Origin of the sequence: Caballeronia sp. J97 (assembly GCF_905220305.1) — a bacterium.
GTDB lineage: Bacteria > Pseudomonadota > Gammaproteobacteria > Burkholderiales > Burkholderiaceae > Caballeronia.
Map to the genome: position 1 here is coordinate 89,607 of NZ_CAJMZL010000030.1, position 14,126 is coordinate 103,732.

9 protein-coding genes and 4 tRNA genes are annotated in these 14,126 nt (G+C 60.3%); all 13 read right to left on the reverse strand.

The features are described from left to right. Window positions 1-48: 48 nt before the first annotated feature. The gene (rpoC, locus tag U4Y90_RS29035) at window positions 49-4,293 is read right to left on the reverse strand and encodes a DNA-directed RNA polymerase subunit beta' (RefSeq protein WP_321799806.1); all 4,245 of its coding nucleotides are present in this window, start codon (window positions 4,291-4,293) and stop codon (window positions 49-51) included. Between the two features lie 21 nt (window positions 4,294-4,314). Next, on the reverse strand, window positions 4,315-8,421 hold the full coding sequence (gene rpoB, locus U4Y90_RS29040) for a DNA-directed RNA polymerase subunit beta (protein ID WP_321799807.1): 4,107 nt from the start codon (window positions 8,419-8,421) through the stop codon (window positions 4,315-4,317). A gap of 367 nt (window positions 8,422-8,788) precedes the next feature. Then, complete coding sequence (gene rplL / locus U4Y90_RS29045) at window positions 8,789-9,166, reverse strand: 50S ribosomal protein L7/L12 (RefSeq protein WP_062608719.1); 378 nt, start codon at window positions 9,164-9,166, stop codon at window positions 8,789-8,791. An 83-nt stretch (window positions 9,167-9,249) separates the two neighbouring features. After that, entirely contained in the window at window positions 9,250-9,747 is a 498-nt protein-coding gene (rplJ, locus tag U4Y90_RS29050; RefSeq protein WP_087049848.1) for a 50S ribosomal protein L10, read from the reverse strand. Between the two features lie 304 nt (window positions 9,748-10,051). Further along, window positions 10,052-10,750: a 50S ribosomal protein L1 gene (gene rplA / locus U4Y90_RS29055; protein WP_321799810.1), complete on the reverse strand. Its 699-nt coding sequence runs from the start codon at window positions 10,748-10,750 to the stop codon at window positions 10,052-10,054. Next, window positions 10,751-11,182 (reverse strand): 50S ribosomal protein L11, encoded by a 432-nt coding sequence (gene rplK, locus U4Y90_RS29060; protein WP_008343796.1) that lies wholly within the window; start codon window positions 11,180-11,182, stop codon window positions 10,751-10,753. A 147-nt stretch (window positions 11,183-11,329) separates the two neighbouring features. Further along, window positions 11,330-11,887, reverse strand: a complete 558-nt coding sequence (nusG, locus tag U4Y90_RS29065) for a transcription termination/antitermination protein NusG (protein ID WP_014192489.1) — start codon at window positions 11,885-11,887, stop codon at window positions 11,330-11,332. 1 nt (window position 11,888) lies between these two features. Beyond that, complete coding sequence (secE, locus tag U4Y90_RS29070) at window positions 11,889-12,269, reverse strand: preprotein translocase subunit SecE (protein WP_321799811.1); 381 nt, start codon at window positions 12,267-12,269, stop codon at window positions 11,889-11,891. A 34-nt stretch (window positions 12,270-12,303) separates the two neighbouring features. Beyond that, window positions 12,304-12,379: transfer RNA gene (locus U4Y90_RS29075), tRNA-Trp, on the reverse strand. Window positions 12,380-12,446: 67 nt separating this feature from the next. After that, entirely contained in the window at window positions 12,447-13,637 is a 1,191-nt protein-coding gene (tuf, locus tag U4Y90_RS29080; RefSeq protein WP_061120225.1) for an elongation factor Tu, read from the reverse strand. Between the two features lie 62 nt (window positions 13,638-13,699). Further along, window positions 13,700-13,774: transfer RNA gene (locus U4Y90_RS29085), tRNA-Thr, on the reverse strand. A 16-nt stretch (window positions 13,775-13,790) separates the two neighbouring features. Continuing rightward, window positions 13,791-13,864 (reverse strand) — tRNA-Gly (locus tag U4Y90_RS29090). Between the two features lie 30 nt (window positions 13,865-13,894). Then, window positions 13,895-13,980: transfer RNA gene (locus tag U4Y90_RS29095), tRNA-Tyr, on the reverse strand. Window positions 13,981-14,126 lie beyond the last annotated feature (146 nt).

Consider the following 14,126-nt stretch of genomic DNA (forward strand, 5'->3'; position numbering starts at 1 on the left):
CGCTCAGCCAAAGCTGAGCGGTTCGTGGGTGCTACGAGCGAAAGACGCTTACTCGTTGGTGTGCGGCTGTTGCTGCTCCGCCGCCGGGGTTTCCGGCGTACCAAAGTCGAAAGCCTCTTCGGCCGCGATCTGGTCGAAACGCTCGCGATCCGACGATTCCTTCGCCTTGCGCGCCTTGTGGAACGCGAGACCCGTACCGGCCGGAATCAAACGGCCGACGATCACGTTTTCCTTCAGGCCACGCAGATCGTCGCGCTTGCCCATGATCGCCGCTTCGGTCAGCACGCGCGTCGTTTCCTGGAACGACGCCGCCGAGATGAACGAATCGGTCGACAGCGATGCCTTCGTGATACCCAGCAGCACGTTGTCGTACGTCGCCGGACGCTTGTCTTCCGCGATCATCTTGTCGTTTTCGTCCAGCATGTCCGAACGCTCGACCTGCTCACCCGGGATGAAGCGCGTATCGCCGTTGTCGACGATCTGCACACGACGCAGCATCTGACGCACGATCACTTCGATGTGCTTGTCGTTGATCTTCACGCCCTGCAGACGGTACACGTCCTGCACTTCGTCCACGATGTAGCGCGACAGTGCCTCGATACCCTGCAGACGCAGGATGTCGTGCGGATCGGCAGGACCGTCGACGATCATTTCGCCCTTGTTGACGACCTGACCATCGTGCACCAGCACCTGCTTTTCCTTCGCGATCAGGAACTCGTGCTGATTGCCTTCGAGGTCCGTGATGACGAGACGCTGCTTGCCCTTCGTGTCCTTGCCGAACGACGTCGTGCCCGTGACTTCCGCGAGAATACCCGCGTCCTTCGGCGAGCGCGCTTCGAACAGCTCGGCCACGCGTGGAAGACCACCGGTAATGTCGCGCGTCTTCTGCGCTTCGACCGGGATACGCGCCAGCACTTCACCGACCTGCACTTGCTGACCATCCTTCACGGTGATCAGTGCGCCGACCTGGAAGCCGATCTGCACCGAATGCTCGGTGTTCGGGATCTTCACTTCCTCGCCGTTCGCGTCGAGCAGTTTCACCTGCGGACGCACGCTCTTCGAAGCCTGCGAGCCGCGACGCTTCACGTCGATCACGACCAGGGTCGAAAGACCGGTCACGTCGTCGATCTGCTTCGCAACCGTCACGCCTTCCTCGACGTTTTCGAACTTCACCGTACCGCCCCACTCGGTGATGATCGGACGCGTCAGCGGATCCCATTGAGCCAGTTGCGCACCGGCCTTGATCTGCGCGCCGTCGAGTTGCAGCAGCGTCGCACCGTACGGGACCTTGTGACGCTCACGCTCGCGACCGAAGTCGTCCGCGATGATCGCCTCACCCGAACGCGAGATGACGACCTGCTCGCCCTTCGCGTTGGTGACGTAACGCATCGTGGCCGTGAAGCGCACCGTACCGTTCGACTTGGCTTCCACCGTCGATGCAACCGCCGCACGCGACGCCGCACCACCGATGTGGAACGTACGCATCGTCAGCTGCGTGCCCGGCTCACCGATCGACTGAGCAGCGATCACGCCGACTGCCTCACCGACGTTCACGCGCGAACCGCGGCCGAGATCGCGGCCGTAGCACGCGGCGCACAGGCCGTAACGCGTTTCGCAGGTGAGCGGCGTGCGCACGCGCACTTCGTCGATGCCGAGGCGCTCGATTTCTTCGACCGCGTCTTCGTCGAGCAGATCGCCCGATGCGTAGAGCGTTTCCTGCGTTTCCGGGTTGACGACGTCCGCCACCGCGACGCGACCGAGGATACGGTCACGCAGCGCTTCGACGACTTCACCGCCTTCGACCAACGCCTTCATCGCCACGCCGTTCGACGTGCCGCAATCATCTTCGACGACGACCAGATCCTGCGTCACGTCGACGAGACGACGCGTCAGGTAACCCGAGTTCGCGGTCTTCAACGCCGTATCCGCCAGACCCTTACGGGCACCGTGCGTGGAGATGAAGTACTGCAACACGTTCAGGCCTTCGCGGAAGTTCGCGGTAATCGGCGTCTCGATGATCGAGCCGTCCGGCTTCGCCATCAGGCCGCGCATACCGGCGAGCTGACGAATCTGCACCGCGGAGCCGCGAGCGCCCGAGTCGGCCATCATGTAGATGGAGTTGAACGACTCCTGCTTCGTCTCGTTGCCGTCACGATCCGTGACCGGCTCCGTCGCGAGCTGCTCCATCATCGCCTTGCCGACGCTTTCCGACGTCGCCGACCAGATGTCGACCACGTTGTTGTAGCGTTCCTGCGCGGTGACGAGACCCGACATGTACTGACGGTCGTACTCCTTCACCTTCTTGGCGGCATCGCCGACGATCGTCTCTTTCTGCGGCGGCACGAGCATGTCGTCCACGCAGATCGAGATGCCGGCGCGCGTTGCAAGACGGAAGCCCATCTGCATCAGCTGGTCGGCAAAGATCACCGTCTCGCGCAGACCGCACTTGCGGAACGCCGTGTTGATCAGGCGCGAGATTTCCTTCTTCTTCAGCGGCTTGTTGAGCACCGTGAACGGCAGGCCAGGCGGCAAAATCTCCGACAGGATCGAGCGGCCGACCGTGGTCGCGTACAGCGTGATCTTCGGCACGAACGCCGGCGCGCCTTCGCTCTTGTCTTCGTTCGCCACCATTTCGGTGATACGCACGTTGACGCGCGAAGCCAGCTCGACTTCCTTGTTCTCGTACGCGCGGATGACTTCCGACACGCCCGTGAACGTCATGCCTTCGCCCTTGCCGTTGATCGCTTCACGCGACGCGTAGTACAGACCCAACACGATATCCTGCGACGGCACGATCGACGGATCGCCGTTCGCCGGGAACAGGACGTTGTTCGACGCCAGCATCAGCGTGCGCGCTTCCATCTGCGCTTCGAGCGACAGCGGCACGTGAACGGCCATCTGGTCACCGTCGAAGTCGGCGTTGAACGCCGCGCAGACGAGCGGGTGCAACTGAATCGCCTTACCTTCGATCAGCACCGGCTCGAAAGCCTGAATGCCGAGGCGGTGAAGCGTAGGCGCGCGGTTCAGCATGACCGGATGTTCGCGAATGACTTCTTCGAGAATGTCCCACACCACCGGCGTCTGGTTCTCGACTTCCTTCTTCGCGGCCTTGATGGTCGTCGCGACGCCCATCACTTCCAGCTTGTTGAAGATGAAAGGCTTGAACAGTTCGAGCGCCATCAGTTTCGGCAGACCGCACTGATGCAGCTTGAGCGTCGGGCCGACCACGATCACCGAACGGCCGGAGTAGTCCACGCGCTTACCGAGCAAGTTCTGACGGAAACGACCGCCCTTACCCTTGATCATGTCAGCGAGCGACTTCAGCGGACGCTTGTTCGCGCCGGTCATCGCCTTGCCGCGACGGCCGTTGTCGAGCAGCGAGTCGACGGCTTCCTGCAGCATCCGCTTTTCGTTGCGGACGATGATTTCAGGCGCCTTCAGCTCGAGCAGACGCTTCAACCGGTTGTTACGGTTGATCACGCGGCGATACAGGTCGTTCAGATCCGACGTCGCGAAGCGGCCGCCGTCCAGCGGCACCAGCGGACGCAGTTCCGGCGGCAGCACCGGCAGCACTTCGAGCACCATCCAGTCAGGCTTGATGCCCGAACGCTGGAAGGCCTCGAGCACTTTCAGGCGCTTCGCGTACTTCTTGATCTTCGCTTCCGAACCCGTGTTCTTGAGTTCGGTGCGCAGCATCTCGACCTGTTCGTCGATGTTGATCGCGCGCAGCAGTTCGCGCACGCCTTCCGCGCCCATTTCGGCGCGGAATTCGTCACCGTACTCTTCGACCTTGTTGTAGTAATCCTCTTCCGTCATGATCTGCCGCGCTTTCAGCGGCGTCATGCCCGGATCGATCACCACGTATGCTTCGAAGTACAGCACGCGCTCGATGTCGCGCAGCGTCATGTCGAGCACCATGCCCAGACGCGACGGCAGCGACTTCAGGAACCAGATGTGCGCGACCGGCGAGGCCAGTTCGATGTGGCCCATGCGCTCACGACGCACCTTTGCCAGCGTCACTTCGACGCCGCACTTCTCGCAGATCACGCCGCGATGCTTCAGGCGCTTGTACTTGCCGCAAAGGCATTCGTAGTCCTTGATCGGACCGAAAATCTTCGCGCAGAACAGACCATCCCGCTCCGGCTTGAACGTGCGGTAGTTGATGGTCTCCGGCTTCTTCACTTCGCCGAACGACCAAGAACGAATCTTGTCGGGCGACGCGAGGCCGATCTTGATCGCATCAAAAACTTCTTCTTGTTGGACTTGCTTGAATAGATCGAGCAGAGCTTTCATTGCTTTCTCTCCGTAGTCCGATTAGTTGCGGTCCAGATCGATATCAATACCGAGCGAGCGGATTTCCTTCACCAACACGTTGAAGGATTCCGGCATGCCCGCGTCGATCACGTGATCGCCCTTGACGAGGTTCTCATAAACCTTCGTCCGGCCCGTCACGTCGTCCGACTTGACCGTCAGCATTTCTTGCAGCACATACGACGCGCCATACGCCTCGAGCGCCCACACTTCCATCTCACCGAAGCGCTGACCACCGAACTGCGCCTTACCACCCAGCGGCTGCTGCGTGACGAGCGAGTACGGACCGGTCGAACGCGCGTGCATCTTGTCGTCGACCAAGTGGTGCAGCTTCAGGTAGTGCATGTAGCCGACCGTGACCGTGCGCTCGAATGCTTCGCCGGTGCGGCCGTCGTACAGCGTGACCTGGTTCTTCGACGGCGTCATGCCGAGATTCGTGGCGATCTCATCCGGGAACGCCAGATCGAGCGCGCGCGTCATTTCATGCTCCGTCGCGCCGTCGAACACCGGCGTTGCGAACGGCACGCCTTCGCGCAGGTTCTTCGCGAGTTCGAGGATCTCGTCGTCGGAGAACTTGTCCAGCTCTTCCTGACGGCCCGACTCGTTGTAGATCTGCGTGAGGAACTGACGCATCTCTTCGATCTTCGCCTGACGTTGCATCATCTCGCCGATGCGCCAGCCGAGACCCTTCGCGGCCCAGCCCAGATGCACTTCGAGAATCTGACCCACGTTCATCCGCGACGGCACGCCGAGCGGATTCAGCACGACGTCGGCCGGACGGCCATCGGCCATGTACGGCATGTCTTCGATCGGCACGATCTTCGAGACGACACCCTTGTTACCGTGACGGCCCGCCATCTTGTCGCCAGGCTGCAGACGACGCTTCACGGCGAGGTACACCTTGACCATCTTCAGCACGCCCGGCGGCAGTTCGTCGCCTTGCGTGAGCTTCTTGCGCTTTTCTTCGAACGCGAGGTCGAACTGGTGACGCTTCTGCTCGATCGAGTCCTTGATGGCTTCCAGTTGCGCCGCTGCTTCTTCGTCCGCGAGGCGGATGTCGAACCAGTGGTAGTGGTCGAGATCTTCGAGGTACGCGAGATCGATCTTCGTGCCCTTCGCGAGCTTCTTCGGACCGCCGTTCGCAACCTTGCCGTTCAGCATGCGCGCGAGACGCTGGAACGCGTCGCCTTCCACGATGCGCAACTGGTCGTTCAAGTCGAGACGATAGCGCTTCAATTCGTCGTCGATGATCTGTTGCGCGCGCTTGTCACGCGTGATGCCTTCGCGCGTGAACACTTGCACGTCGATCACCGTGCCGCTCATGCCCGACGGCACGCGCAGCGACGTGTCCTTCACGTCCGACGCCTTCTCACCGAAGATCGCGCGCAGCAGCTTTTCTTCCGGCGTCAGCTGGGTTTCGCCCTTCGGCGTGACCTTGCCGACCAGCACGTCGCCTGCTTCGACTTCCGCGCCGATGTACACGATGCCCGACTCGTCGAGACGACCAAGCTGCACTTCCGCGAGGTTCGAGATATCGCGCGTGATTTCTTCCGGTCCGAGCTTCGTGTCGCGAGCAACGACATTCAACTCTTCGATGTGGATCGACGTGTAGCGATCGTCCGCAACAACCTTCTCCGAGATCAGGATCGAGTCTTCGAAGTTGTAGCCGTTCCACGGCATGAACGCGACCAGCATGTTCTGGCCGAGCGCGAGCTCGCCCAGATCCGTCGAGGCGCCGTCGGCCAGCACGTCGCCGCGCGAGACCTTGTCGCCGACCTTCGCGATCGGACGCTGGTTGATGTTCGTGTTCTGGTTCGAACGCGTGTACTTGATCAGGTTGTAGATGTCCACGCCGACGTCGCCCGCGACGGCTTCATCGTCGTTCACGCGAATCACGATACGGCCCGCGTCGACGTAATCCACGACACCGCCGCGCAACGCCTGCACGGTCGTACCCGAGTCGACAGCCACCGTACGCTCGATGCCCGTACCGACGACCGGCTTTTCCGGACGCAGACACGGCACGGCCTGACGCTGCATGTTCGAGCCCATCAACGCGCGGTTCGCGTCGTCGTGCTCGAGGAACGGAATCAGCGATGCCGCCACCGACACGATCTGCGACGGCGCCACGTCCATGTACTGGATGCGGTCCGGGGTGACCATCAGCGTCTCGCCCGCTTCACGCGACGACACGAGTTCGTCGGTCAGCGTGCCGTCGTCGGCCACCGCCGCGTTCGCCTGAGCGATCACGTAACGGCCTTCTTCGATCGCCGAAAGGTAGTCGATCTGGTCCGTCACCTTGCTGTCCACGACCTTGCGATACGGCGTTTCGAGGAAGCCGTACTCGTTCAGGTGCGCATACAGTGCGAGCGAGTTGATCAGACCGATGTTCGGACCTTCCGGCGTTTCGATCGGGCACACGCGGCCGTAGTGCGTCGGATGCACGTCGCGGACTTCGAAGCCCGCGCGCTCGCGCGTCAGACCGCCCGGGCCCAGAGCGGAAACGCGACGCTTGTGCGTGATTTCCGACAGCGGGTTGGTCTGGTCCATGAACTGCGAAAGCTGCGACGAACCGAAGAACTCGCGGATCGCCGACGAAATCGGCTTCGAGTTGATCAGGTCGTGCGGCATCAGGTTTTCGCTTTCGGCCTGGCCGAGGCGTTCCTTCACTGCACGTTCGACACGCACGAGACCCGCGCGGAACTGGTTCTCCGCGAGTTCGCCGACGCAACGCACGCGACGATTGCCGAGGTGGTCGATGTCGTCCACTTCGCCCTTGCCGTTACGCAGCTCGACGAGGATCTTGATGGTCGCGAGGATGTCGTCGTCCTGCAGCGTCATCGGGCCGACGATTTCGTCGCGGCCGACGCGGCGGTTGAACTTCATGCGGCCGACCTTCGACAGGTCGTACGCGTCTTCACTGTAGAACAGACGGTTGAAGAGCGCCTCGACCGCTTCTTCGGTCGGCGGCTCGCCCGGGCGCATCATGCGGTAGATCGCGATGCGCGCGGCCATCTTGTCGGCGGTTTCGTCGATACGCAGCGTCGACGAAATGTACGGGCCCTGATCCAGATCGTTCGTGTACAGCGTCTGGATATCCTTGACCTTCGCTTCGCGCAGCTTCTCGAGAACCGACTCGGTAATTTCCTCGTTGGCGTTCGCGATCACTTCGCCCGTTTCCGGATCGATCACGTTCTTCGCGAGCACGCGGCCGAGCAGATACTCCTCGGGCACCGAGATGAACTTCGTCTTGGCGTTTTCGAGGTCGCGAATGTGCTTCGCGTTGATGCGCTTGTCCTTCGTGACGATGACATTGCCATCGCGATCCTGGATGTCGAAGCGCGCGACTTCGCCGCGCAGACGCTCCGGAACGAATTCCATTTGCGCGCCTTCGCTCATCAAGCCGAAGTTATCGAACACGAAGAAGTTCGCGAGGATCTGCTCCGGCGACATGCCGATCGCCTTCAGCAGGATCGTGACCGGCATCTTGCGGCGACGGTCGACGCGGAAGTACAGCACGTCCTTCGGGTCGAATTCGAAATCGAGCCACGAACCGCGGTAAGGAATGATGCGCGCCGAGAACAACAGCTTGCCGGAGCTGTGCGTCTTGCCCTTGTCGTGCTCGAAGAACACGCCAGGCGAACGGTGGAGCTGCGACACGATCACGCGCTCGGTACCGTTGATGACGAACGAACCCGTCGGCGTCATGAGCGGAATTTCGCCCATGTACACTTCCTGTTCCTTCACTTCCTTGACGACCGGCTTGCTCGGCGATTCCTTGTCGAGCAGAACCAGGCGCACTTTCGCGCGCAGGGCCGAGCAGTACGTCAGGCCGCGCTGCTGGCATTCCTTGATGTTGAACGCAGGCGACGACAGCATGTAGCTGACGAACTCGAGCCGCGCGAAGCCGTTGTGCGAGACAATCGGGAAAACAGAGGTGAACGCAGCCTGCAAGCCTTCCGACTTGCGCTGCGAAGACGACGTCTCTGCTTGCAGAAACGTCTGGAATGATTCAAGCTGGGTCGCCAGCAAAAAGGGAACTTGGTGAACGATGGGGCGCTTCGCGAAACTCTTGCGAATACGCTTCTTCTCGGTGAAGGAATATTGCATACGATCTCCGAATCACGGCGGGCGTTACCGAGGCGGGATACCTCGATGTCACAGCCCGGTGTTCACCGACTGAGACCCGCGCAAGTGTCCGGGGAGGACGCGCGAATCTAGAAGCTTGGTGGTTGGCCGCTACCAACCGCTGGCTGACGGCAGCGGATGCCTGTGTTTCCCGCTACCCGACCAAACTTGCCTTCTGCAGTCGCTTCAGAAGACAAAGAGAACGATCGGAAAATTCTACCGCCCCGAACGTTTTCTTTGGCTTCTGCGAGGACATTTATGCTTGCCGACAAGCAAGAAAACTGCGTCCCCACAAAGCACAAAAAGGCCGGCGGTAAAAACCGCCAGCCTTCGCATAGCGCAATGAAACTTACTTGATTTCAGCCTTCGCGCCTGCGTCTTCCAGCTTCTTCTTCGCTTCTTCAGCAGCAGCCTTGGGCACCGCTTCCTTGATGGGCTTCGGTGCGCCGTCAACCAGATCCTTCGCTTCCTTCAGGCCGAGACCCGTCAGTTCACGAACGGCCTTGATGACGGAAACCTTGTTCGCGCCTGCTTCGAGCAGGTTCACGGTGAACTCGGTCTGCTCTTCAGCAGCAGCAGCGGCGCCACCAGCACCCGCCGGGCCCGCAACTGCGACAGCAGCAGCCGACACGCCAAACTTCTCTTCGAACGCCTTGACCAGCTCGTTCAGTTCCAGCACCGACATCGCGCCAACGGCTTCCAGGATGTCTTCTTTTGCGATTGCCATTTGAAATACTCCTAATTTGAATTCGGATCGAGCTAGCGATCTAGCTTTGCCTAACTTAAGCGACTAGCGCCCAAGTGTGACCGTTACGCAGCTTCGCTCTGCTTCTTTTCAGCCAGCGCGGCCATAGCGCGCGCAAAGCCGGAAACAGGCGCCTGCATGACGAACAGCAGCTTGGAGAGCAGTTCTTCGCGGCTCGGGATGTTGGCCAGCGCTTGCACGCCCGCCTTGTCCATTACCTTGCCTTCGTAGGAACCAGCCTTGATGATCAACTTGTCATTGCTCTTGCCGAAGTCGTTGACGACCTTGGCAGCGGCAATGGCATCTTCCGAGATGCCGTAGATCAGAGGACCGGTCATCTGCTCAGCCAGCGGAGCGAACGGCGTACCTTCGACGGCGCGACGCGCCAGCGTGTTCTTCAACACGCGCAGATACACCTGCTGCTCACGCGCTTTCGCGCGCAGCTTGGTCAGATCGCCAACCGTGATCCCACGATACTCAGCGAGCACCATCGTCTGAGCCTTCGCGACTTGCGCGGCGACTTCAGCGACGACTGCCTGCTTATCTTCTTTGTTCAGTGGCACGGTTAAACCTCCAGATTCGATGCATTCGGGCTACCAACCCTCGTGCACCACGTTCGACAACGGCGTCCGACTGTTAGGAGTATTTCGATCGGTTGGTGAGACATCTCGCGACGCTCGAGAACCGACTTCAACCACTGCAAAACTGTTTCGGGTTCGCCATCTGCGTTGGCTTGAATTAAGGCGATGCCTGCCTGCTACACCGCCACCAACGGTCTTTGACAACCGGTTGCTCGACTCGAAACTGCAATCTCGCAACCGCCCAAAGCCCATATGAAGCGCGGTCATCCGACCGCGCTCGAAATTCTTACTGTTGCGCCAGCGTGGCTTGATCCACGCGAACGCCGACACCCATCGTGCTCGACACGGCGATCTTGCGCAGGTACACGCCCTTGCTCGTCGCCGGCTTCGCCTTTTGCAGCGCTTCGATCAGCGCGGCCAGGTTTTGACGCAGCGATGCCGGTTCGAACGATGCGCGACCGATCGTGCCGTGAATGATACCGGCCTTGTCGACGCGGAACTGAACCTGACCCGCCTTCGCGTTCTTGACCGCTTGAGCGACGTCCGGCGTAACCGTGCCGACCTTCGGGTTCGGCATCAGGCCGCGCGGACCGAGGATCTGACCCAGCGTACCGACCACGCGCATCGTGTCCGGCGAAGCGATTACGACGTCGAAATTCAGGTTGCCGGCCTTGACTTGCTCGGCGAGGTCTTCCATGCCAACCACGTCCGCACCAGCGGCGCGAGCTTGTTCAGCTTTGTCGCCTTGCGCAAACACTGCCACGCGAACCGACTTGCCCGTACCAGCCGGCAGAACGACGGAACCGCGAACGACTTGGTCCGACTTCTTCGCGTCGATGCCAAGTTGCACTGCCACGTCGATCGACTCATCGAACTTCGCGCTCGCGCATTCCTTCACGAGAGCCAGTGCGTCATCGATCGCGTAGAGCTTCTGGCGATCAACCTTGCTTGCGAATGCCTGAAGGCGCTTAGAAAGCTTAGCCATTTACACGCCCTCCACAGTGATGCCCATCGAACGCGCGCTGCCTGCGATCGTGCGCACGGCGGCATCCAGATCAGCTGCCGTAAGATCCGGCATCTTGGTCTTCGCGATTTCTTCCGCTTGAGCGCGGGTGATGTTGCCGACCTTGTCGGTATGGGGCTTGCTCGAACCCTTTTGCACCGCGGCTGCCTTCTTGATCAGAACGGTAGCCGGCGGCGTCTTCATGATGAACGTGAAGCTCTTGTCCGCGAATGCCGTAATGACGACCGGCACCGGCAGACCCGGCTCCATGCCCTGAGTCTGCGCGTTGAACGCCTTGCAGAACTCCATGATGTTCAGGCCACGCTGGCCCAGTGCCGGACCGACCGGCGGCGACGGGTTGGCTTTACCTGCAGGAATCTGCAGCTTGATAAAGCCGATGATTTTCTTTGCCATATTGAAAACCTCTGCTGAACGCGTGAGCGTTCGGTGAGTGATAGCGCGCGTTCGCCGTTGCCGGCTACTGACGCTCCTCAACGACCATGACGCGGGCCGTAAGCGCGAATCGCGCGATGACCCGAAGGTCACGCGCGATGTATTCGATTAAAGCTTTTCGACCTGACCGAACTCGAGTTCGACCGGCGTCGAGCGCCCGAAAATCGTGACGGAGACACGAACGCGGGACTTTTCGTAATTCACTTCTTCGACGTTGCCATTGAAGTCGGTGAACGGGCCTTCCTTGACGCGGACCATCTCGCCCACCTCGAACAGCGTCTTCGGCCGCGGCTTCTCGACGCCTTCCTGCATCTGCGACATGATCTTTTCGACTTCACGCGGCGAGATGGGGCTCGGGCGATTGCGCGCGCCACCGACGAACCCGGTGACCTTGGCCGTGTTCTTGACCAAATGCCACGTTTCGTCCGTCATTTCCATTTCGACCAGGACATAGCCCGGGAAGAAGCGACGCTCGGTGACCGACTTGTGGCCACCCTTTACTTCAACTACTTCTTCGGTCGGGACGAGAATCTGACCGAATTGATCTTGCATGCCCGCACGTTCGATGCGCTCCTGAAGCGCACGTTGCACGCTCTTCTCCATACCGGAGTAGGCGTGCACCACATACCAACGCTTTCCACTCGGGGATGTCGGAGTATCGCTCATATCATTTCCAACCCAGAATCGCCGAGAAAATCACCCATTCGATCGACTTATCGCTAAGCCAAAGGAAAATGGCCATGATCAAAACAAACGCGAAGACCACCAGAGTCGTTTGCGTGGCCTCTTTGCGAGTCGGCCAGACAACCTTGCGGACTTCTTTGTACGAGTCTTTGGCGAAAGCGATGAATCCCTTGCCAGGCGCGGAGAGAAGACCGACCGCGACACCTGCGGCGACACCGACAGCAAGCGCTGCGCCGCGGACGTACCACTCCTGGCCCGAAAGCCAGAAGAATCCAACGAATCCGGCCAAGACCAACAATACGCCCGCCACCAACATCAACTTGTCGCCGGAAGTATTTACAGTTTCGACGGAAGGATTCGCCATAACACCTTAAGCAGCGCCACTTGGCGCGAGAATTTGGCAGGGGCAGAGGGAATCGAACCCCCAACCTTCGGTTTTGGAGACCGACGCTCTGCCAGTTGAGCTATACCCCTAAACCATTTGGGGCCGACGGACTTCGCCGACCCCGAAACCACAAACTACCGAGAAGATCTCTGGCTCTTACTCGATAATCTTTGCCACGACACCGGCGCCGACGGTACGACCGCCTTCACGGATGGCGAAACGCAGACCTTCTTCCATGGCGATCGGCGCGATCAGCTTCACCGTGATCGACACGTTGTCGCCCGGCATCACCATTTCCTTGTCCTTCGGCAGCTCGATCGAGCCCGTCACGTCCGTCGTACGGAAGTAGAACTGCGGACGGTAGTTGTTGAAGAACGGCGTGTGACGGCCGCCTTCGTCCTTGCTCAGCACGTACACTTCAGCCGTGAAGTGCGTGTGCGGCGTGATCGAACCCGGCTTGGCCAGCACCTGGCCACGCTCCACGTCTTCACGCTTCGTGCCGCGCAGCAGGATACCGACGTTGTCGCCTGCCTGACCTTGGTCGAGCAGCTTGCGGAACATTTCCACGCCCGTGCAGGTCGTCTTCACCGTCGGCTTGATACCGACGATTTCGATTTCCTCGCCGACCTTCACGACACCGCGCTCGACGCGGCCCGTCACCACCGTGCCACGACCCGAGATCGAGAACACGTCTTCCACCGGCATCAGGAACGAACCATCAACTGCACGCTCCGGCGTCGGGATGTACGAATCCAGCGCGTCGGCCAGGTTCATGATCGCCACTTCGCCCAGTTCACCCTTGTCGCCTTCCAGCGCCAGCTTTGCCGAACCCTTGATGATCGGGGTGTCGTCGCCCGGGAAGTCGTACTTCGAGAGCAGTTCGCGCACTTCCATTTCGACGAGCTCGAGCAGCTCGGCGTCGTCCACCATGTCGCACTTGTTCAGGAACACGATGATGTACGGCACGCCGACCTGACGGGCCAGCAGGATGTGCTCACGCGTTTGCGGCATCGGGCCGTCAGCGGCCGAGCACACCAGGATCGCGCCGTCCATCTGCGCGGCGCCCGTGATCATGTTCTTCACGTAGTCAGCGTGGCCCGGGCAGTCGACGTGGGCGTAGTGGCGATTAGCCGTTTCGTACTCGACGTGCGCGGTGTTGATGGTAATACCACGCGCCTTTTCTTCCGGCGCTGCGTCGATCTGGTCGTACGCCTTCGCTTCGCCGCCGAACTTCTGCGTGAGAACCGTCGTGATCGCTGCCGTCAGCGTGGTCTTGCCGTGGTCAACGTGACCGATCGTGCCCACGTTCACGTGCGGCTTGGTCCGCTCGAATTTACCTTTGGCCATTTTCGACTCCTAACAGGATTTTCGCACCTTGCGCCGCGCGCAACTTACTAGACTAATACAGCTGGTGCCCATGGGCAGGATCGAACTGCCGACCTCTCCCTTACCAAGGGAGTGCTCTACCACTGAGCCACATGGGCACTACAAAACCGACACTGGAGCGGGTGAAGGGAATCGAACCCTCGTCATAAGCTTGGAAGGCTTCTGCTCTACCATTGAGCTACACCCGCGAGGGTTGGATTCCCTTACCGCTTGAATTCTGGTGGAGGAGGTTGGATTCGAACCAACGTAGGCGTAAGCCAACAGATTTACAGTCTGCCCCCTTTAGCCACTCGGGCACCCCTCCGCAGAGAACTATCGATTATGGGGCAACAACACGCCGTTGTCAAGCGCTTCTTACGACCCGGAGCAATCGAGGCTCTCACTTATAGGTATAACGTAAAACGCAAAAAGCCCCGACTGAATGAGTCGGGGCTTGGATTTGCGTATATC

Coding starts and splice junctions, on each gene's coding strand:
- rpoC (WP_321799806.1), bottom strand. CDS start 4,293: ATGAAAGCTCTGCTCGATCTATTCAAGCAAGTCCAACAAGAAGAAGTT.
- rpoB (WP_321799807.1), bottom strand. CDS start 8,421: ATGCAATATTCCTTCACCGAGAAGAAGCGTATTCGCAAGAGTTTCGCG.
- rplL (WP_062608719.1), bottom strand. CDS start 9,166: ATGGCAATCGCAAAAGAAGACATCCTGGAAGCCGTTGGCGCGATGTCG.
- rplA (WP_321799810.1), bottom strand. CDS start 10,750: ATGGCTAAGCTTTCTAAGCGCCTTCAGGCATTCGCAAGCAAGGTTGAT.
- rplK (WP_008343796.1), bottom strand. CDS start 11,182: ATGGCAAAGAAAATCATCGGCTTTATCAAGCTGCAGATTCCTGCAGGT.
- nusG (WP_014192489.1), bottom strand. CDS start 11,887: ATGAGCGATACTCCGACATCCCCGAGTGGAAAGCGTTGGTATGTGGTG.
- secE (WP_321799811.1), bottom strand. CDS start 12,269: ATGGCGAATCCTTCCGTCGAAACTGTAAATACTTCCGGCGACAAGTTG.
- tuf (WP_061120225.1), bottom strand. CDS start 13,637: ATGGCCAAAGGTAAATTCGAGCGGACCAAGCCGCACGTGAACGTGGGC.